Source organism: Synechococcus sp. PCC 7335, from assembly GCF_000155595.1.
In the GTDB taxonomy this organism is placed as follows: Bacteria; Cyanobacteriota; Cyanobacteriia; order Phormidesmidales; family Phormidesmidaceae; genus Phormidesmis.
Genome location: NZ_DS989904.1, coordinates 54,044 through 72,766, shown reverse-complemented (window position 1 = coordinate 72,766; position 18,723 = coordinate 54,044). Strand labels below are relative to the sequence as shown.

Here is an 18,723-nt window from a genome sequence, read left to right as displayed (position 1 = left end):
GGTACTATCATCCTGTAGGTCTTTTCACGCCACCAAAATGCATCTTGAATACTGTCCAGCATTGTTCTGCAGCCTTTAAAAGTTCTCTATCAGCGTAAAGGGGTCCTATCAGTTGTGCCCCTAGGGGTAACCCCGACTCTGTCTGCCCGAGCGGAAGGTTTAGAGCAGGAAGGCCGCACAGACTCCACAGCCCACAAAAGACAGGAGACCCTGTATTGGTCAATCCAAATGGAGCAGGCCCAAGCGTAACAGGGCTAAGCAGAGCATCGTATTGGGCAAAAATAGGCTGCAATAACTGGCGGTAGCGATCACGATATTGGCAGGCTTGTCGGTAGTTCGCGTCAGAGACGGCCTGTCCGCGCTGCAGCCAGGTTTGTAAGATTGGTGAACCAACGTTGGTTGGCAGGTGACTGCCATGCTCTTTATGCAGTCCATAGGCACAGAGAGTTTGAACAACCTCCCAAGCGCGATCAAACTCCCTAGGTAGGCTCACTTCTTCGACATTGATTCCAGCCTGCTGCAGCTTAGACATTGCCTGATGTAAACGAACCTGGGTAACCTTCTCGGCCTGATTCCAGTAAGGTGTTGAAACAAATCCGATTCGGAGGCACGACGAGTGATGGTGTTGTGCCAATTTCGATGTCGATTCTATTGTTCCAAAAGGTTCCCCTAGCCAACTGTCTGGATCTCGACGATCAGGGCCTACTAGTACGGTCAATAAGATTTGAAGATCCGTTATGCCACGGGCAAAAATTCCTACATGATCAAGCTCCTGGCAAACGGGCATCATGCCATACCGAGAAATAAGCCCAAAGCTAGGCTTAAACCCAAAAATTCCACAGTAGGCAGCGGGTCGCAAAATTGAGCCCATCGTTTGGGAACCAATGGCTAGGGGCACCATACCATCAGCAACTGCTGCGGCTGAACCACTAGAGCTACCCCCAGGCGTATGTTGTAAATGATGGGGATTGGCTGTAGGCCCGGCAGCAGCGGTGGCCAACTCTGTAGTGACAGTGTTCCCTAGAATAATCGCACCAGCGGCTTTCAATCGAGATACAACAGCTGCCTCATGGTCTAGATAGCGATCTCGATAGATATCCATGCCCCACCCCGTGGGCATATCTAAAGTGGCAAAGATATCTTTCACACCAATAGGTATACCGAATAAGGAAGAAACAATTTGAGATGGAGGTGTCTCATCAGACCGCTCTATTGCCCTATCTAGTCCCTTCGCCAACTGCAAGGCTAATTGAATGTCAAGATGTTCCCATGCATGCACCTGAGAGTCGTGCTGGTTAATGCGATGAATACAGCTCTGTAGTAATTGAGTGACTGTTAATCTCCCTTCTCTCAATTGTTTTGTCAGTATTTTTAAGGTAAGCCAATTAGGATCAACGGTCATTCTAGCGATTTACAAAAGACAGCTTTGAATTTCAGAAAAACGTATTTCTTCATACCGTTTATTCCAAGACTACTAGACAGTGATAGGCAGTGATAGGGGGTTGCCTGTTTGTAGAATTCATAGGGGATATTCAAATGTGTGATACAAAACTCAACCTATACTGAGGTTTATCCGATACAGCTTCACTCAGCTATTCACCCATGCGCACCATTGCCGAAATAAACGACAAGATTCGCCAGGGTAGCGTCACCGTATGGACCATTACCGAAGCAAAAGCGAAAATCACGGAACTAGGCATTGAGCAGGCGGTTAAAACAGTTGATGTGATCACCACTGGAGCCTTTGAGCCAATGGAAGGTTCTGGGGCAATGATGAATCTGGGCCATAGCGATCCGCCTATCAAAATTGTTGAATGTCACTTAGATGGCGTTTTAGCCTACTCGGGTTTTGGTGCGGTGGATCTCTACCTCGGGGCGGGGCAGCTGATGACCTCCAGCCGAGACAGTATTCGAGAAGGAGAGGTAGAAGAACGTGGCGGTGGTCATGTGATTGCCGATCTCATAGCGGATAAACCGGTGCGCCTGAGTGCCCTTGGCCAGGTGACAGACTGCTATCCTCGGGCCAGTTTGGATACGACGATTACGCGCGATCGCCTCAATCAGTTCTACCTATTCAACCCTCGTAACCTCTACCAAAACTTTATCGTGGCGGTCAATGGGGGAGATCGTCCTTTGGCTACCTATTTAGGTCCGCTACAGCCTCGCTTAGGTAACGCCGTTTATGCCAATACAGGCGCTCTTTCCCCCCTGCTCAACCTCCCTGATCTGCAAACTATTGGCATTGGTACCCGAATTTTGCTCGGCGGTAGCGAAGGCTATATTGCTTGGGAAGGCACTCAGCACTTCCCTTTGCAGCGTCGTCTACCCAATCGTACGCCTGTTGGGCCAGCTGCTACTGTTGCTTTGATCGGTGATGCCAAACGTATGGATGCCCATTGGGTGCGCGGTTGCTACTTCAAAGGCTATGGCCCTTCACTAATGCTAGGCGTTGGGGTGCCGATTCCGATTCTTAACCAAGCAGTGCTGGCCAGCTGCGCGGTCAAAGATGAAGATTTAGTGGTGCCTGTGATTGATTTTTCAATTCCTAGAAGAGTTAGACCTATCTTCGGTTTAGTCAGCTATGCACAGCTCAAGTCAGGCCGCATCGTACTCGATGGCAAAGCGGTAAGGACTGCGCCGCTAGCTAGCGTCTATCTTTCTGGGCAGGTGGCTCTCGATCTGAAGCAAAGAATCGAGGCAGGCGAATTTGAGCTGACTAAAGCGATCGCAGCGCTGCCGACTGATACGCGGTTTATGCCACAAGATAGCTGGGGACCGCAAATAGATATGGCTTAAGCAGCGTTACCTAGCTTAACCTTAGCGATTTCTTTGCCTGTGCCCTCTACCCCTGCTCTTTGCTCTGCTTCTGCGTATTTTGGGCTATCGTACTAGCCGTTTTTGGTTTGGGTTTAGGTTTGGGTGGGCCTGATGCTCCTTTTGTCTTATTAGAAGGCGGACGCCGCTTAGCGTTTTTTTGACCTTTTGGCTTTTTCTTTGGTGGGACTACGCCAATCGACTTCCCCTCTTTGAGCACCAACTTGCCCTCTTGTCGCTCAACCGTCAAGTCCCAGAAGTAACCCGTGGTTCGCCCTTCAAGCTGGCCGTTAATTAATAGCTTGAAGGGCCGCTTGGGTTTAGTGTTCGCAGACTTACTCTGCTGGACAATGTTGATTGTGATCTCGCCTGATTCTTCAGAGTATTTAGCTACCTCTCCTCTGATAGAGAATTGATCGCATAGCGCTTCAGCTTCTTTACTAGAGAGCGGGCGAGACTCTTCAGGTTGTTCCATAGCTTCCGCGTTGAGCGTTTCAGGTTCCCAGACGCCTACAATCTGGACATGCAGCGCTGGAATTTTCTCTAGACCTTCATTCGCCTCTTTTCTGGCTGTAGCGGTGTCAGATTTTTCGGCCTCAAACTGCTCAGTGCTAGTCTGCTCGGTGCTAGTCTGATTAGAATTCGACTGGTCAGATACTTCTTCATCAGAGGAGCGTTGCTCGGCTCTTGATGGGGTTTCACCCTTGCCCTCCTCTTTGAGGAGCGTACGAGGATAGACCACCCAGAGATGGTCTTTGTCTAGGTCAATATGCTTTTTGAGTAGGCTAGTGACCCGTCCTAATAGGACCGCATCGATGAGCCTTCCGTCTCTTGTTTGGATATTTCCTCGGTTAAGCTGCTCTTCAGAGGCAATGTATTTTCCTTTTATCAATCCAATCGCTCGATACTGCCTCGGATCGCTCGGTAGCGAAATCGGACCAGGGCGTTGGGAGACTGCTGGGGCTGCTTCGAGATCTGTTTGTTTTGGGGGCGTTGATGAGGCCATCACCTCAGGACGAGCAGGCGGCTTAGGTCGAGCCGGGGGGCGGAGCAGCGATCGGCTAGGTGGCTGATGCAGGTTAGTCTTGGAGTTGGTGGTTGACTCTGCGGTTGACTCTGCCTGGGTAGAATTCAAAGCGGCATCATCAGATTGGTTGGCAGATTTTTGGGGGCGGCTAGCAGCAGAACTCATCAATTCTCTAACTCCTGAACTGTACCTGCGATTTTTTGATAGTAAAGACCAAGAAAAGCCTTCACTCGCACTACGCGACAATCATATAGCTAGCAATCGCACTTGCTAGTTCCTATAAGGTTCCTCATAGGCTAGCGCGAACGACTCAATTCTATGACTAGGCCTTCACGGTTCTTGTCAGAAACAAAACATTTTCCGGCGTGAAGATACCAAAGAATTGGATTGATCAAGGTTCGCGCTGTACATCAGCAGATCTACCTATATTTTTTCAAAGTATTCTTCAAAATATTCCTTCAAAATATTTAATGAGTAGCAAATTCTGTACCTGTTTTCTACTTACAAGAACTACACGTGAGGCTGTGAAATTGGGTGGTGAAGTAGGGGTCGAACTGTGAAGCTGCATAGGTGGAGTGAAGGGAGATGAGGGGGGTAGGCTAGTATGAGCAAGTTATTTTGATGGATAGTACCTTGATAGATAGTTTGATAGTCAAGTCGATGAACAGTTAGCCAAGGAGCATACTATGGTTTTAAAGAAAGACAGTTGGCTGGTCAGAGGGGTTCTGATCGCAGCGGTTGCAGCCTTTGTTGCTGTTCCTATCTTATTTGGTATCAACGGCCGAGCTTCTAGCCGAAATCAATCACCCTCAGCAGCGACTCAGCCAACGGCAGATGAAACTACTCAGCTAGAGGGTGAGATTCAAGGATACACAGCGGTGCTTAGCAGAGAGCCTGATAACCAAACGGCGCTCTCCGGTATCATTTATGCTAAAAGTAGGCTAGGGGACTTAGAGGGGACTGTAGAGCCTTTAGAGCGGCTAGTAGATCTAAATCCTAGCGAGCCTAGATATGCAGTTTTACTTGCTCAGACTAAACAGCAGCTTAATGATCTAGAGGGTGCTGCCCAAGTTTATCGTAGCGTTCTCACCCAAACCCCTGGTAGTGTTCCAGCTTTAGAAGGGTTTGTAGCTTTGCTGCTAAGTCAAAATCGAACTGAAGCGGCGATAGGGTTACTACAAGACACCCTGAAGACGGCGGACCAAAACAATGGAATTTCGTCAGGTAGTATTGACGAGCTTTCCGTCAAGCTGCTGTTAGGTCAGGTGTATGTGGAAGGAGGTCAGTTGGAGCAGGCGCTGAGCGTTTATGACGAGGCGATCGCAGATGCTCAAGCTTCCTCGCCGACTCAGCCAGATTTTCGTCCTACGCTTGCTAAAGGCCTAGTTCTAAAAGAGCAGGGCAAAGACAGCGAAGCTCAGGCTCTATTTGACCAGGCGATCGCGTTAGCGCCGGCTCAGTATAAAGACGGTGTGCGAGAGTTGGTCAGCCAGAAGACTTCACCGAGCGGAGAAGATACTGTCGTAGAAGAGAATGTAGATGCAGTAGAAGAAAATGTAGAGGCGGAGTCAGCAGCACCCACGCCATAGGCTTTCGCTTAGCGATCTCTAACAAAACAATAGGCAAAACTACAGGGACACACCTAGCTGCGTCCCTATAGTTTTGTCCTACAAGGGGTTAGGTTATTTGAGCATCTTTCTTAAAAAGCTGACAGTAAGTGCTTAGGCACTTTGGCTCGCTAAGCGTGCGGTGGCTGCGGGTGACTTCGCAACTACCGCATCGGGATCAACTTCACTAAATTCAATGTGATTTAGCAACGTTGTCACAAAGGCAAAAAGCAGGAACGGCAGCGACAGCACAAAGATCAGGCCAACGGTAGCTAGAGCATATACTGGACGACTAGCTCCCATCAGTGCTAAAGCCGAAGCCAAACTGATAAATAGAACCAGTAGCCAGACAATAATCTGGCTATAGATATCGCCGAACTTTAGGGTGCAGTTCATCTTGTAGGTTTTTGCGTTATCCATGGCTCGAATTCTCACAACATAGCTTAATTTGTTTTATTAGAATATCGATCTCTCTTAGGTTTAGGATGATTTGTCAATAGAGTTCAAGAATTAATAAGTTTGCTTACGTGCCCTATCGCTATCTGTTGCTTTACAAGCCCTATGACGTACTAAGTCAATTCACGGATGAATCAGGCCGGCGAACGTTGAAAGATTTGGTAGCTGTACCAAATGTCTATGCGGTAGGACGGTTAGACCGTGATAGCGAAGGATTACTGCTACTAACCGACGATGGCCCTATGCAACATCGGCTAAGCCATCCACGCTTTGGCCATCGCCGACAGTATTGGGTGCAAGTAGAGTGCGGACCTAAGAGCCAGCCTATAGAGGCGGCGATCGATCAGCTACGAGCGGGGGTGACTATTCGGGGCTATCGAACTCGGCCCGCTCAGGTAAGCGTTATCCCAGACCCCGACTTACCGCCTAGAAATCCGCCTATTCGCTATCGTAAGCAGATAGCGACAGCTTGGCTGGAAATCGCCTTAACTGAAGGGAAAAATCGACAGGTGCGTCGAATGACCGCAGCAGTAGGCTTCCCAACGCTGCGTCTGGTTCGCAGTGCTCTATTTCTGCCGACCCCCGAAAAGCGGCAAAAGCAGCGGCAGACGAAAAAACGAGCTGGCGCTGCTTTGGCGCTAACCCTATCTGGCCTATCACCTGGACAGTGGCGATCGCTGACAGCAACAGAGATACGATCACTTCCTGGTAATGTCCATTCTCGGGCATAATCCAAACCAAGTAACGCTGCTTAGAGCAGATAGCTTCTGCCACTATTCCCAAGCCATTCTGGAGATAATGCTCTAGCCCTTGATATGCTCACCTGCGCCAACTGCCAGTTTGCCAACCCAATCGATCACAACTTCTGTCAGCGCTGTGGGACACCTTTAGTAGCTAAGCCATTGCTACGAGTTGAGCTGATGCCCATTGATTGCTTAGCACTAGTTCCAGATACTTGCTTGCCGATTACTCAGCCGAGTGGCCAATTATCTGACAGTCGCTATCAGGTGTCTACGGTACTTAGTCCAGGTAGAGCTTACGTGGTTGATACTCAAATTGAGTTGCGATCGCCCCTGCAGCAGCAGATCTGCGATCTGACCAGTGCCGATACTGCGCCAACCTTAGAAACCCTTCAATCTATTCCGGACCTGCCCGCCGATGCCTATCTCTATCTGTTGCTCAAAGAGACAACCCCTCAGCTTTATGATGCCTGGCAAGTAGGGGAGAGCACCCTAATTATCACTCACGATCAGCCAACCACAACTCCCTTATTCAAAGCCTTCTCTACTGCTATTGATCCGCTTCAGCCTGTCTACTGGACCCAGCTGCTCATCGATCTTTGGGCTAAGCTCAAGCCTGTTCCTCAATGGCGAACCAGTCTCTTGCAAGCCGACAATCTTGGCGTCACCTCTGATCAATCTCTATACATACGCAAGTTTACCCGGCTGAAGAGTCAATCTAGCTGCCTAGAAAATCAAGACAGCTCCTCTGTAGCGTCTGTAGATTCACAGTCTATAGACGCTCAATCCTCCAGTCCTCAGCTCCCAGATCTCCCTCAGCTCCCAGATCTACAAGCCTTCTTGAAGTCTCTCCTTGCTCAGCCCCATAGCGGTGAAATTGCCACACTTAGACAGATTAGACAGTTCATATTAGCGGTGACTTCTGCCAATACTTTGGAACAGCTAAGGGACGAACTTACCGTCATTGGCGAAGGTCTCCGCTCCACGCCAGCGGCAGCCACGCCTCAAACTGGTCTATCACCTCATCTCCCCCAGCTTAAAGATACGTCCGCCTCTAAGGTGGCCATGTTTGATTCTAAAGTGGCCATGGCTGATTCTGAAAATGATATGGCTCTAGTAGATTTTTCAACAGATTCTTTAGTTGATCCTTTAGAAAGTACCTTGGCTAGTGATCTTACAGAAATGGAAGAATCTACGATGGTTCTACCTATGAAGCTAGTTGCGTTAGAAGACGTTGGTCATACTGATGTTGGCCGTATGCGAGATCACAATGAGGACTTTTTCTCGATTGCTAGCCGCTACCAAAAATTATCAGATAACCATGCTCACAGTCTCAAGACCCACTGCTTATACGTGCTATGCGATGGTATGGGCGGACACGATGGGGGAGAAATCGCTAGTCGGTTAGCGGCTCGAACCCTATCTGACTATTTTGAAGCGAACTGGCCTTACAATTTTGCAGGCGACACCGATGCAGAGGGTGGGCTACCGAACGAGGACACAATCGTTGCATCGGTGAAACTGGCCAACCAGGCGGTATACGAACTTAATGAAGAAGAACAAAGGGCTGGACACGAACGTATGGGGACAACGCTAGTTCTGTTGCTATTGCAAGGAACGTCCGCAGTGGTTGCTCATGTGGGGGATAGTCGGCTGTATCAATATACTCGGCGAGCCGGGCTAAAGCAGATTACAACCGATCATGAAGTCGGCCAAAGAGAGATTCAGCACGGGGTCGATCCAGTGATCGCCTATGAGCGCCCGGACGCGTACCAGCTAACTCAAGCGCTAGGGCCTCGTAGTCAAAGGGATCTTGTTCCCGGCGTGACTTACCTCAACTTTTCGGAGGATACTTTGCTCCTGCTTTGCTCCGATGGTCTAAGTGACAACAGTCTAGTAGAAGATCATCTAGATAGCCATATCGCTCCAATACTACAAGAGCAGAAAGGGATTGTGGCTGGTATGGATGATCTAATTAAGCTAGCTAATGAGGTAAATGGGCACGACAATATCACTGGAATTGTCGTTCGGCTTAAGATTAGTCCAGATTTGACGAGTCTTCGAGCCTAGTTGTCATCCAAGGTTGTAATGTAAACTATCTTGTTACCTGGTTTAGTATGGGCGCTTGTGTGTTGTAAGGGATTGTGTTTTGACAGTGCTTATTCTCTAATGCGAGGACTCTGATGCAGAGGGCTCTGAGACAATTGACTGTGCTGCAATCTGTTGCTTCGCCTGTTGCCAAAGCGCGTTGAGTTCAGCTAGATCATAGGAATGTAGCGGCTTTTGGGCTTGAGCTTCAACACTAGCAAAGCGCTGAATGAACCGACGATTCGTGCCCTGAAGCGCCGCAGTGGGATCAAGCCCTTGCCACCGTGCAATCTGAATCAAAGAGAATAGAACATCACCAAGCTCACTTTCTTGTGCAGTAGTGGTCTCTGATTGAATAGCTTGTTGTAGTTCGGCGATTTCTTCATCTACTTTCGCCCAGACCCCTGACAGGGAGTCCCACTCGAACCCGGCTTTAGCAGCTTTTTGGGAGATTTTCATGGCCCCTGTGAGTGGAGGTAATGATCTGGCGTATCGCCGCAGTTTTGGAGATAGTTTATTAGGATCTTCAGTATCTGCCTTTTCCGCTGACTTGATTTGTTCCCACGTAGTACTGATTGCTTCTGGCGTCTTATCAGTTGCTTCGTCAGTCTGATTCTCAAAAACATGAGGATGCCGGCGAATCATCTTATCAGCAATTCCCTTCGCAATATCTCCCAAGTTGAAATCACCCTGCTCTTGAAAGATCTGCGCTTGCAAGACAACCTGTAACAACAGATCACCTAGCTCTTCGGCTACATCTTTGGTCTTACCGGTTTGAATAGCATCTACCGTTTCGTAAGCTTCTTCAATGATGTATGGCGTTAGGCTCTGAGGTGTTTGAGCGAGATCCCAAGGACAGCCGCCCTCAGGGTTACGTAGCTGAGCAATGACGTCGATGAGCCGTTGAAGCTCTAGCAAAGTCTGAGTCTCTGTTGGCTGAGCGCTTGAGTCTTGGGGCTTAGGTAAGCTGCTGGGCAAAGAGGGTGCCATAGATTAAGGAAATAGCTCTACTTCGACTGATATTAGCGGGCAGCAGGCGACAAAGTATACTTTCTTTTGCTTGGCCAACCTATTCTAAGGTCAGGCGAAAGCCAAAAAGAATGTGTTTTGAGTCATGGGGGCGATCATGCTGATAGGCCGCTCGACAAAAACCTGGATAGTCATCCCAGCCGCAGCCTTTAAGTAAAACCTCCGTTTCACCATTGGATTTTTCAACGAGCGTGCTGGTGTATTCAAAAACGTTGCCCGCCATATCTTCAATGCCATAGGGACTGCGACTATCGGGGTAGGTAGCGATCGCACTTGTCCCTGTAGGTCCATTTCTCGCCCAGTTTGTAGCGTCATCTCGCCATTCACTGCCCCAGGGGAAATAGCGCCCATCCGTCCCTCTAGCCGCCTTCTCCCATTCCAAAGCCGTTGGCAGTCGGTAGGTAACGCCATCTTGTTGCGATCGCCATTCTGCATAGGCCAACGCATCTTCATACGAAACTAGTACCACCGGATGCTGTCCTTGGCCAGCTGGGTACTGGTCGTCTTGCCATAGATAAGGCTCTACTTTGCTGTAGTCATGCACTAGGAACCCCTGCGCTTGATAGGTTGCGGCTGAAATACCTGGCTGCTTATGATCGGTACTTTGCACGAACGCTTGATAGTCCTCGTTGGTAATTAGATTCTGAGCTAGGCAAAACGCTGGCAAATTGACCATCTGCTCGTCCGGCTCGCGCTCAAACCAGTTGCGACGCCGATAGCCCGCCTCTGCTTCGGCGATCTCCTCCGGCGAATCGGCAAAGCCTTCAGCGCTGATGCGGTAGGCGTAGTCTTTTTGGGTGCGATCACTTCCCCGCAAAAAATCGCCCGCTTCTATAAAAACAAATCCCTGCTGTTCACACGCTGAGCGCGTCACTGGTATTTCGGCTTCAGATACGTGCTCAGCGCTCTCTTGACCTGAACATCCCACCATCGCAAACAGCAATAATAAAGCAAGTCGATTTTGCATACTGCATTCCTTATTTTGAAACCAAGCAGCCTCGAAGTCAGGTGAGCGCCGTCGAAGTCATCGGTTATCCCACTCTGTCGCTGCATCTGCTACCGCTTCGTCCACGGTCTTATCCCCTAGCATCGCCGCTTGCAAGTTGTCATAGATCACCTTTTGCAGGACCTTCACATCTTCCATCGCTGGAATCAGCACGGCTGCATCCTCTAGTTGGCTAGCGCTAACAGAGCGAGCTATCTCTACAGGAGAAGCCTCTGCTGGCAGGTCGGTAAAGTAGCTATCAGACATCGCATTAACTGTAGAAGGTAGGACATTAGCCGACTTTGCGAAAGCTAGTTGATTTTCATCATTAGTGACGAAAAGGGCGAACTTTAGCGCTGCTTCCTCTACGTCTGTAGATCTAGGAATGACTAAATCCATAGCTGCTACGTTCTTTCTGCCGGTGACGCCGCTAATTTGGGGAGCGGCTTTGGTGGCAGCGGCGATGTCTGGAGCGTTGGTTGCGATCGCGCTCAAAGTCTCCGCGCCTGAGGTCAAGATCGCTGTTTGCCCCGACTGATAGAGCTGAGTCGCCTGAGCGTGCCCCTGGGTTAGCACTTCACGCGGTAACAGCTCATTTTGATAGAGATCGGTCCAGTACTGAAAGACAGCTTTGCCTTCGGGTGTATTAAAGGCTGCATTCCCTTGATCATCGACTAGCGCTACACCCATCTGCACAAACGACTGAAGCACGTCTGCCGCATCTTCGGGTACAAAGCTGATAAAGAAGGCATATTTCCCAGTCTCCTCTTTGATAGTTCTAGCCACCTCAGCTAGTGCTTCGAAGGTCTCTGGAGGCTCGGTAATACCAGCTTCTTCAAAAATCTCACTGTTATAGAGCGTTACTCTAGCCGTCAGATACCAAGGGAATCCAAAGCTCTCGCCATCAATCTGGGTCGCTTCAAAAATCTTCGGTAGATAGACTGCTTTTTCTTCTTCAGAAAGCTTATCGTCTAAAGTTAGCCAAGCTCCTTTCGTCGCTAGCTGAGAGGCAAAGTTAGGGTTTAGATTCACCACGTCCGGTGCATTATTAGCCGATACTGCCGCTAAGATCTTGGTCTCCATATCAGACCAGGGAACATCTACCCACTTCACAGTCGTCTCTGGATTTTCAGCCTCAAAATCGGCAATCAGCGAATTGAAATAATCATCGAATTTTGGTGAGAGCTGCATCGTCCAAAATTCGACTTCGGCTTTACCAGAACCGTCAGTAGCAGTATTAGCGCTGCTACCACAGCTAATCAGCCAGCTTGAGAGTAGGCCTATTAAGGCGAGGGCTACAAACTTTTTCCAGTAGCGAATATTTGTCATGGTATATACAGCAACTCAACAGCGCGATGATTTGTGACTTTACATCACAAGCTACCTGTTTGGGGCAACCGGGTAGGCCAGATTATCGTAATCAGACAGCTCAGCCCTGTGCTACTAGGCTACTGCTATATTCCAACGCTAGTGGTCGACTTCTTACTCGCTCTAGGTTCGTACTCGCTCCAAATGCATTATCAGCGCACTTGTGTAGCGCAGGTTACAGCCTTAACCTTCCTAAACCTCAATTACCTCCGTCAGAGGTAGTAGCTCTAGCTAAGCTCTCTTCATTCGGATGGATGTATGAATTTACACTTCTAATAATACTTAGAGGTATTGGCTTCTGGATGATTTGATGCGACTGCATTTCACTATGCCGTCTAGCTCATGTTATCCAACCGAATCATCTGACCAAACACTTTGTCCGAACGCTTTGTTGCAAATGAAGGTGTAAGAGTAGTGAAAACCGTCGATGTACCATCTGTTTCCTCATCCTAGCGGGTTTTCTACACCTTACAAGCAAAAGAGTTCTGGCATTCTAAAAGAGTAAAGCAAAGGAGATAGACACCCCATGAACAAACTTGTCCGTTACATACTTGGTATTGTGCTACCACCCGTTGGCGTTTTCTTGACTTACGGGATCAGCCCAGCATTTTTTATCAATCTGGCTTTGACATTTTTAGGTGTGCTACCTGGTAGCATCCACGCGGTATGGGCGATCGCCAAACACTATGAGAAAGCTGCGCTGCCAGCAGATTAGTTTGACCCTACCTAATACTGGCCTGAAAGTAGACCTTGCTCTAGAGTCGCTTTCAATCATTCAACCTTAAAAAGAAGAGAAAAAAATATGCTGGGATTTTTCGTAACTACGTTAATTACCGCCTTGAGCATCCTAATCGTTGATCTGGTTGTTCCAGGTGTGGGCATTGCCACTTTCCCTGCCGCACTCGCGGCGGCGGTGTCGCTAGGTCTTGTCAACGGTTCTGTTAAACCTGTTTTGAAGCTGTTGTCGCTGCCGGTCACCTTCCTTACCCTAGGAGCTTTTTCCTTGGTCGTTAATGGCTTTTGCTTTTGGCTGGCCTCTGTACTGGTGCCTGGGTTTAGCGTCAGCGGTTTGATAGGCTTCATTCTAGGTCCTATTGTGCTATCTGCTGTGAGCACGTTCCTCTCTGGCTACTTTGCTAAGAACGATGTGGAATCTAAGATTGCTGGTGTGGGCGAAAAGCTAAAGCTAAACAAGTCTGATGCTGATCGCATCGATGCTGTCACTGAGCAAGAAAAGCTTGAAGGTACTAAGCTCTCTTAGTTTGCCGCTCTCTTAGTTTGTTGTTTTCATCGCTTTCATCAAGCTAGATCATACCAAGTTTCAAATTATCTAAGCCTTTACTGCTATATCGAGCGGTGAAGGCTTTGTTTTGGGTGATTACTGCTGGGCGATCGCGCCGATGAATTCCATAACTTAGAAAAGTAGAAGAAAAGAAGCTACTACAGCGCCGCACATCAAGCCTGTTTGTTACATCTGCATGATGGGAAAACTACAAAAAGCTATAGCGAGCTTCATTTGTAATCTTACGTATGAAACCCGCTACGACAAGCGTAAGGCCACCCAAGTCTTACAGAAAACGGACGTAATTTTCTTGTTAAGACCTGGGCAATCTAGGGTCGAAATTCGGATATAAATCTAGGCGCGGTCGTGAACAGACTCAAGTCACTATTCTCCAGAAATTCGTCGGGTGTCGGTATCGAACTGACGCCTGAGCGCATCAATATAGTGCGGTTAAAAAAACAGGGACAAAAGCTAACGCTACAGGCCTTTGCAACGGCTGCTGTGCCTAAGGGTGTCTTTGAAGAAGGTCAGATAGTCGATAGTTTGGCTATGGCTGAAATCATTCAAGAAACGTTGGCTGAGCACAATATCAATGTCACCCAAGCGGCTACTGCAATACCAGCTCGTGCGGTCACTCGTGTTATTCTCGTGCCTGCCGAACTCGACGATGACGAACTTCATGAAATGGTTCTCAACCAGGAGGCTAGCCTGTACTTGCCTTTCCCCAGAGATGAAGCCGATGTTGATTACCAAAAAGTCGGCTACGTGCTCGACGATGATGGCATCGAGAAAGTTAGAGTTCTGCTGGTTGCCGTTAGAAAGGAGATTACGGACAGCTACACCGAAACCTTTGCTCAGGCGGGCCTAGATCTAAACATTCTTGAAGCTAGCAGCTTTGCGCTTATTCGTACTATCCGCGAACAGCTACGGCAGTTTACTTCACAAGAAGCGATCACCGTTGTTGATATTCAGTTTGAGAGCACCGAGATTTCTATTGTAGTAGACGGTACCCCTCACTTCTCACGGGCTGTTCCGCTAGGTACTTTCCAAATCCAAAGCGCTCTCAGCCGAGCGATGAATTTACCTCCCTCTCGCAATATTAATTTGCTACAGGCTCTGTCTATACCGCCCACACCGATTGATAGCAGACCGGCTACTGATAGACCTACGGGGGGTATGAATCCTGGTATGACCGCCATGCTGCGGGTTCTTGGTGAATTGACTGACGAACTACGACGCTCAATCGACTTTTATCTTAGTCAAGGAGAAGACATGGAGATAGCACAGCTAGTATTAGCTGGCCCAGGCGGAGCGATCGGTAATCTAGATCAGTTTTTCTCTCAGCGTTTGGGTCTGCCTACGACTGTAATTGATCCAGTCGATTCTTTGGAAATTGAAACCGATGAGGACACTTTGCCCACTCAGCGCTCAGGGCTAGCGACGGTATTTGGGCTTGGGCTCAGGGAGGTTTGAAGCTATGTATGGAATCGATATTAATTTTCTCAACGACCGAGTTGATAGACCGGTTGAGGACCTTGTTCCTGCTTCTCAGTTGGGAGCTAGCCCTACATCTAGAAGACTTCCTGTGTTAATAGGGCTAGCCGTTGCCCTCTGCGCGTTTGGTGGTGTGGGTAGCTACTGGATGGTGCTAGAAAAACAAAAAGATCGACTCACGGCTCGTGCTTCTGCTCTAGACGCGCAGCTATCAGAACTTCTACAAAAAGTTGCTCAAGTAGATACCATCAAACAGCAGACGGTGGCTGTCAATGCAGAAATCCAAGCACTAGCTAGCGTGTTTGAACGCATCCGTCCCTGGTCGGCAATCGTGCGCGATATGCAGGGGCGAATTCCTGCTCGTACTCAGATTCAAACCCTGATACAAACAGCCCCTACCGAAGAGGGCTCGGCGGTAGGGGGTATTGAGATAGCAGGCAATGCCTGTTCTTTCAATGACGTAAACGATTTTCTACTCACGCTGAAAAGCTCCCCTTTTCTGGTCAGTGACTCTATTGAGATTACGACAGCCAATCTGGGATCGCAGGTGCCTGGACGCTGTCCGGGTGAGGCTGCTACAGCCGAGTCGACTGAACTAGTTAGCTATACCATCATTGGCGATATCAAGAGTATCCCAGCAACGGCACTACTCATCGAGTTGAATCGACAGCAAGAATCAACCGGCATAGCTGCTCGTATTCGTGCCCTTCAAGCAACAGGAGCAATAGAGTAATGACTGCTTTTGGAGATTTCTCGCCTGATGATGTTGAATTTATTGACGAACCGATCAATCCGGTTGTCTTTGGTCTGGAAATCACGCCGACTATCCTCGGGGTTTTGATTGCCTTAGTGGGAGTAGGCGGTGCTGGCTATCTGTTCAAAGAAAAAGTGATGCCTGTGGCCGCCGGTAACGCAACGCTGCGGGTAGACATTGCGACCAAAGAACAACAGCTTATCTCTCAAGCTGAAGAGCTAGAAAATATTGCCAGGATTGAGGCAGCGTTAGCCGCAGCGATGCAAAGACGGCGAAATGTATATGCTCTTTTTGCCAATGAAGAGACGATGGATACGCTGCTATTGGATATCAACCAACGGATTGAAAGCAGTAATGCCAAGCTCAATGGCATTCGCAATCAGGTCAGAGCTAGAGGCATCCCTCCTATTCTCTTAGAAGCGCAGCTTCAGTCCTTCGTCCCCGGAGAGAAAGTTGTTGTGACGGATAGCTCACTGGGCGAGGGAGTGAATGGAAAACTCATTCGCGAGACCTATGCAGTCAGTTTTTCTGCTGACTATGCCCAGACTCAATCGATTTTAAGAAATCTAGAACGGTTGGAGCCTCTATTGATGATCCGAGACTTCAGCATCACTAGCACTCAAGCGGTAGAGGAAACCGTGATTGGTAGCGACGGTCAAGTGATCAGTAGCCCAAAGTCTCAGTTAGATACGTCATTTCAAATTGATGCATTAATTCCGGCTGCCGATGCGGATATACCCCCAGAGGTAGCGCCGCCAGAGACTGAAGAGGGTGCTGAATCTGAGAGTGCTGAATCTGAAGCTGCCGATCCCTAAAGTCAGTTTTCAGCACTCGCGCCTGAGTTACAGCCTTTCGGTCTATATATTTACGACAAGATTTTCTGCTCTCCGCTTTGCCTATGTACCGCCAGATTCAATTGAAGGAGTACCTTTTTGTGAAACGCCGTCTTAATTTTAGAAGCTTGATGTTAGGTGGCGCTTTAGCTGTACTGACCGGCCCTCTGATCGTTGCTCAATCTGCTATTGGTGCGACGATTGTAGAAGGTATTGCTTTGAAAAGAACCGCTGCCGGATTGGAACTGAAGCTGGAGACTAGAGGAGATTCTCCTCAAGTTGTTACAGCTAGCCTAGGTGAAATACTGCAAGCGGATATTGCTCATGCACAGCTGAAGTTGCCAGAAGGGGAAAGTTTTACTCGAAAGAATCCTGCGCCTGGAATTGCGTCTGTCAAGCTAGAAGCGATCGCACCAGAACGTGTCAGAGTAACGGTACTGAGCAAAACAAAAGCGCCGGTTAGTCAGATTCAAAAGTCAACAGACGATGACTTTGTGCTGGCTTTAGATACGCGATCGCATGCCAAAGCTGCGCCTTCTAACCTACCAAAGTCCTTAATTACCGTTCCTGGCAAAGCGAATTCCGCCGAAGCTAGCCTCTCCGAAGCCAGTCTCAATGAAGCCACTCTTACCGAAGCCATTCCTATCGAAGCGGAAGGATCTAGCGCTAGCACCTTCGAGCTTGCTCAAGCGATAGAAGATGAAGCAGCACCCGAAATTCTCGTGCCGAATCCAGAGGTGATGATCGACGGTACGCCGATTACGACACCGACTTTGAACGGTGCGCCTCCTCTGTTACCCCGGGCGATCGCGCCCCCAGTCGGTGACTTATCTGTATCCGATATCGACTCTACGCTAGACGAAATTGATCTAGGCACAACAGAACGGGTACCTAGATTGGTCTTACGAGATGCCTCCGCTCGCGAAGTGCTTGCCTTATTAGCAAGAGCTACTGGTCTGAACTTAGCTTTTAGCAATGAAGGAGAGGGCGAAGAAGCATTTGACGCCTTAGTTTCTTTAGATATCGAAAACGAGTCGGTACAAAACGTTTTTAACTATGTACTACAGCTCTCTGGTCTAGACGCGAATAAAGTTGGCCAGACCATTTTTGTTGGCCCCCGTCTACCGAATAGCGCCCGCAATGTTCTAGTACGTAGTATCCGCCTAAACCAGATTGATGTGAGTAACGCTGTCAACTTCCTAGTCTCAATGGGCGCTGAAAGTGCCGTTAATAGTGAAAGCTCTGTAACTAGCGTGAGTGCGGTAGAAGTCGGTGAGGGTACAGACGTTACCGAATCGACAGTTACTCAGTCATCTCTAACCAATCAGCGAATTGACTTTGCCGATGCTGACCCGCTATTACGTGGGTTACAGGTCATTGGTGATGAGCGCACAAACTCTTTAACGCTAATTGGTACACCACGTCAAATTGAAATTGCAACTGCTCAGATGGTACAGCTAGACATTCGTCGTCGTCAGGTCGCTGTTAATCTACGAGTGATTGATGTCAACCTGAATGATTCTGACTCCTTTGGTTCCCAGTTCTCCTTTGGCCTAGGCGATACAGCAATCACCCAGAGCGGTGGAATTGGTCTAATAAACTTTGGCGTGGCAGGCGGCGCTTTGGGCATTGCTAGACAGTTCCTAGCTCAGTTAGAAGCTTCTGTACAAAGCAGCAACGCTAAGATAGTGACCGATCCAACGTTGGTGATTCAAGAAGGTCAAACAGCCGCAGTGCAGCTCACTCAAGAAGTCGTCACCAATATCACAACCGACATAGAAACTACAGAGGTCGGCGTTCTTAGAACAGTGACGTTTGAAAAAGAGGATGCTGGCTTAAACCTACAGGTTCAGATAGATCGGATTGACGATAATGGTTTTGTGACTTTGGCCGTAGCACCTTCTATCTCGGCCCCAACCGATACGTTCAATATAGGGACTGAAGAGGCTGTACTGCTAGCCAACCGTCAGCTAACCTCTGGGCAGATTAGGGTAAGAGATGGGCAAACGCTTGTGCTCTCTGGCATTATCCAAGAGTCTGATCGAAATACTGTTACTAAGGTGCCAATTCTAGGTGATATTCCTTTATTAGGTGCGCTCTTTAGAAATTCTGATAGGGAGAATATTCGTCGGGAGCTGATTGTTTTGCTCACCCCACAGGTCATGAATGATTCTGACCAGAGTGTTTATGGCTATGGCTATGTACCTAGCGAAGATGTGCAGCAGCTACTAGAAAGATAGTTGTAA

General features: G+C 48.6%; 16 protein-coding genes. 10 read left to right on the top strand and 6 right to left on the bottom strand.

What is annotated here, in order from left to right; genetic code table 11:
• Positions 1-7: 7 nt before the first annotated feature.
• On the bottom strand, positions 8-1,402 hold the full coding sequence (locus S7335_RS00315) for an amidase (protein ID WP_006455695.1): 1,395 nt from the start codon (positions 1,400-1,402) through the stop codon (positions 8-10).
• 200 nt (positions 1,403-1,602) lie between these two features.
• Here S7335_RS00315 and S7335_RS00310 point away from each other — a divergent pair, with 200 nt between their 5' ends.
• Positions 1,603-2,796, top strand: coding sequence for a homocysteine biosynthesis protein (locus S7335_RS00310; RefSeq protein ID WP_006454308.1), 1,194 nt, complete (start codon positions 1,603-1,605; stop codon positions 2,794-2,796).
• 46 nt (positions 2,797-2,842) lie between these two features.
• On the opposite strand, the gene S7335_RS25575 is transcribed toward S7335_RS00310, so the two are convergent.
• Positions 2,843-4,006 carry a hypothetical protein gene (locus S7335_RS25575; protein WP_006453967.1) on the bottom strand — a complete coding sequence of 388 codons (1,164 nt, stop codon included), beginning with the start codon at positions 4,004-4,006 and terminating at the stop codon, positions 2,843-2,845.
• Positions 4,007-4,527: 521 nt separating this feature from the next.
• Between S7335_RS25575 and S7335_RS00300 the strand changes: the two genes are divergently transcribed.
• Complete coding sequence (locus tag S7335_RS00300) at positions 4,528-5,430, top strand: lipopolysaccharide assembly protein LapB (RefSeq protein WP_006457286.1); 903 nt, start codon at positions 4,528-4,530, stop codon at positions 5,428-5,430.
• 132 nt (positions 5,431-5,562) lie between these two features.
• Here S7335_RS00300 and S7335_RS00295 read toward each other — a convergent pair whose 3' ends face one another.
• Positions 5,563-5,868, bottom strand: coding sequence for a hypothetical protein (locus tag S7335_RS00295; RefSeq protein WP_006454132.1), 306 nt, complete (start codon positions 5,866-5,868; stop codon positions 5,563-5,565).
• Between the two features lie 107 nt (positions 5,869-5,975).
• On the opposite strand from S7335_RS00295, the gene S7335_RS00290 reads away from it, so the two are divergent.
• Both S7335_RS00290 and S7335_RS00285 read left to right on the top strand, forming a co-directional pair.
• Positions 5,976-6,635: a pseudouridine synthase gene (locus S7335_RS00290; RefSeq protein WP_006455783.1), complete on the top strand. Its 660-nt coding sequence runs from the start codon at positions 5,976-5,978 to the stop codon at positions 6,633-6,635.
• 84 nt (positions 6,636-6,719) lie between these two features.
• Positions 6,720-8,714: a serine/threonine phosphatase gene (locus S7335_RS00285; RefSeq protein ID WP_006455203.1), complete on the top strand. Its 1,995-nt coding sequence runs from the start codon at positions 6,720-6,722 to the stop codon at positions 8,712-8,714.
• 96 nt (positions 8,715-8,810) lie between these two features.
• Here S7335_RS00285 and mazG read toward each other — a convergent pair whose 3' ends face one another.
• From mazG to S7335_RS00270, 3 genes are all read right to left on the bottom strand, one after another.
• Positions 8,811-9,722: a nucleoside triphosphate pyrophosphohydrolase gene (mazG, locus tag S7335_RS00280; protein WP_006456190.1), complete on the bottom strand. Its 912-nt coding sequence runs from the start codon at positions 9,720-9,722 to the stop codon at positions 8,811-8,813.
• Positions 9,723-9,801: 79 nt separating this feature from the next.
• Entirely contained in the window at positions 9,802-10,728 is a 927-nt protein-coding gene (locus S7335_RS00275) for an SUMF1/EgtB/PvdO family nonheme iron enzyme (RefSeq protein WP_006457415.1), read from the bottom strand.
• 57 nt (positions 10,729-10,785) lie between these two features.
• The gene (locus S7335_RS00270) at positions 10,786-12,075 is read right to left on the bottom strand and encodes an ABC transporter substrate-binding protein (protein ID WP_006457647.1); all 1,290 of its coding nucleotides are present in this window, start codon (positions 12,073-12,075) and stop codon (positions 10,786-10,788) included.
• A gap of 565 nt (positions 12,076-12,640) precedes the next feature.
• On the opposite strand from S7335_RS00270, the gene S7335_RS00265 reads away from it, so the two are divergent.
• The 6 genes from S7335_RS00265 (at position 12,641) to S7335_RS00240 (ending at position 18,717) form a co-directional block, all read left to right on the top strand.
• The gene (locus tag S7335_RS00265; protein WP_006454035.1) at positions 12,641-12,829 is read left to right on the top strand and encodes a YqaE/Pmp3 family membrane protein; all 189 of its coding nucleotides are present in this window, start codon (positions 12,641-12,643) and stop codon (positions 12,827-12,829) included.
• 87 nt (positions 12,830-12,916) lie between these two features.
• Positions 12,917-13,375, top strand: coding sequence for a phage holin family protein (locus S7335_RS00260; RefSeq protein WP_006455049.1), 459 nt, complete (start codon positions 12,917-12,919; stop codon positions 13,373-13,375).
• A 387-nt stretch (positions 13,376-13,762) separates the two neighbouring features.
• Complete coding sequence (gene pilM / locus S7335_RS00255; protein ID WP_006457111.1) at positions 13,763-14,869, top strand: type IV pilus assembly protein PilM; 1,107 nt, start codon at positions 13,763-13,765, stop codon at positions 14,867-14,869.
• Positions 14,870-14,873: 4 nt separating this feature from the next.
• Positions 14,874-15,623 carry a PilN domain-containing protein gene (locus S7335_RS00250; protein WP_038015307.1) on the top strand — a complete coding sequence of 250 codons (750 nt, stop codon included), beginning with the start codon at positions 14,874-14,876 and terminating at the stop codon, positions 15,621-15,623.
• Positions 15,623-16,459, top strand: coding sequence for a hypothetical protein (locus tag S7335_RS00245; protein ID WP_006454723.1), 837 nt, complete (start codon positions 15,623-15,625; stop codon positions 16,457-16,459). The genes S7335_RS00250 and S7335_RS00245 overlap by 1 nt, the downstream gene beginning before the upstream one ends.
• A gap of 119 nt (positions 16,460-16,578) precedes the next feature.
• Positions 16,579-18,717: a type IV pilus secretin family protein gene (locus S7335_RS00240; RefSeq protein WP_227499916.1), complete on the top strand. Its 2,139-nt coding sequence runs from the start codon at positions 16,579-16,581 to the stop codon at positions 18,715-18,717.
• The last annotated feature ends 6 nt before the right edge of the window (positions 18,718-18,723 follow it).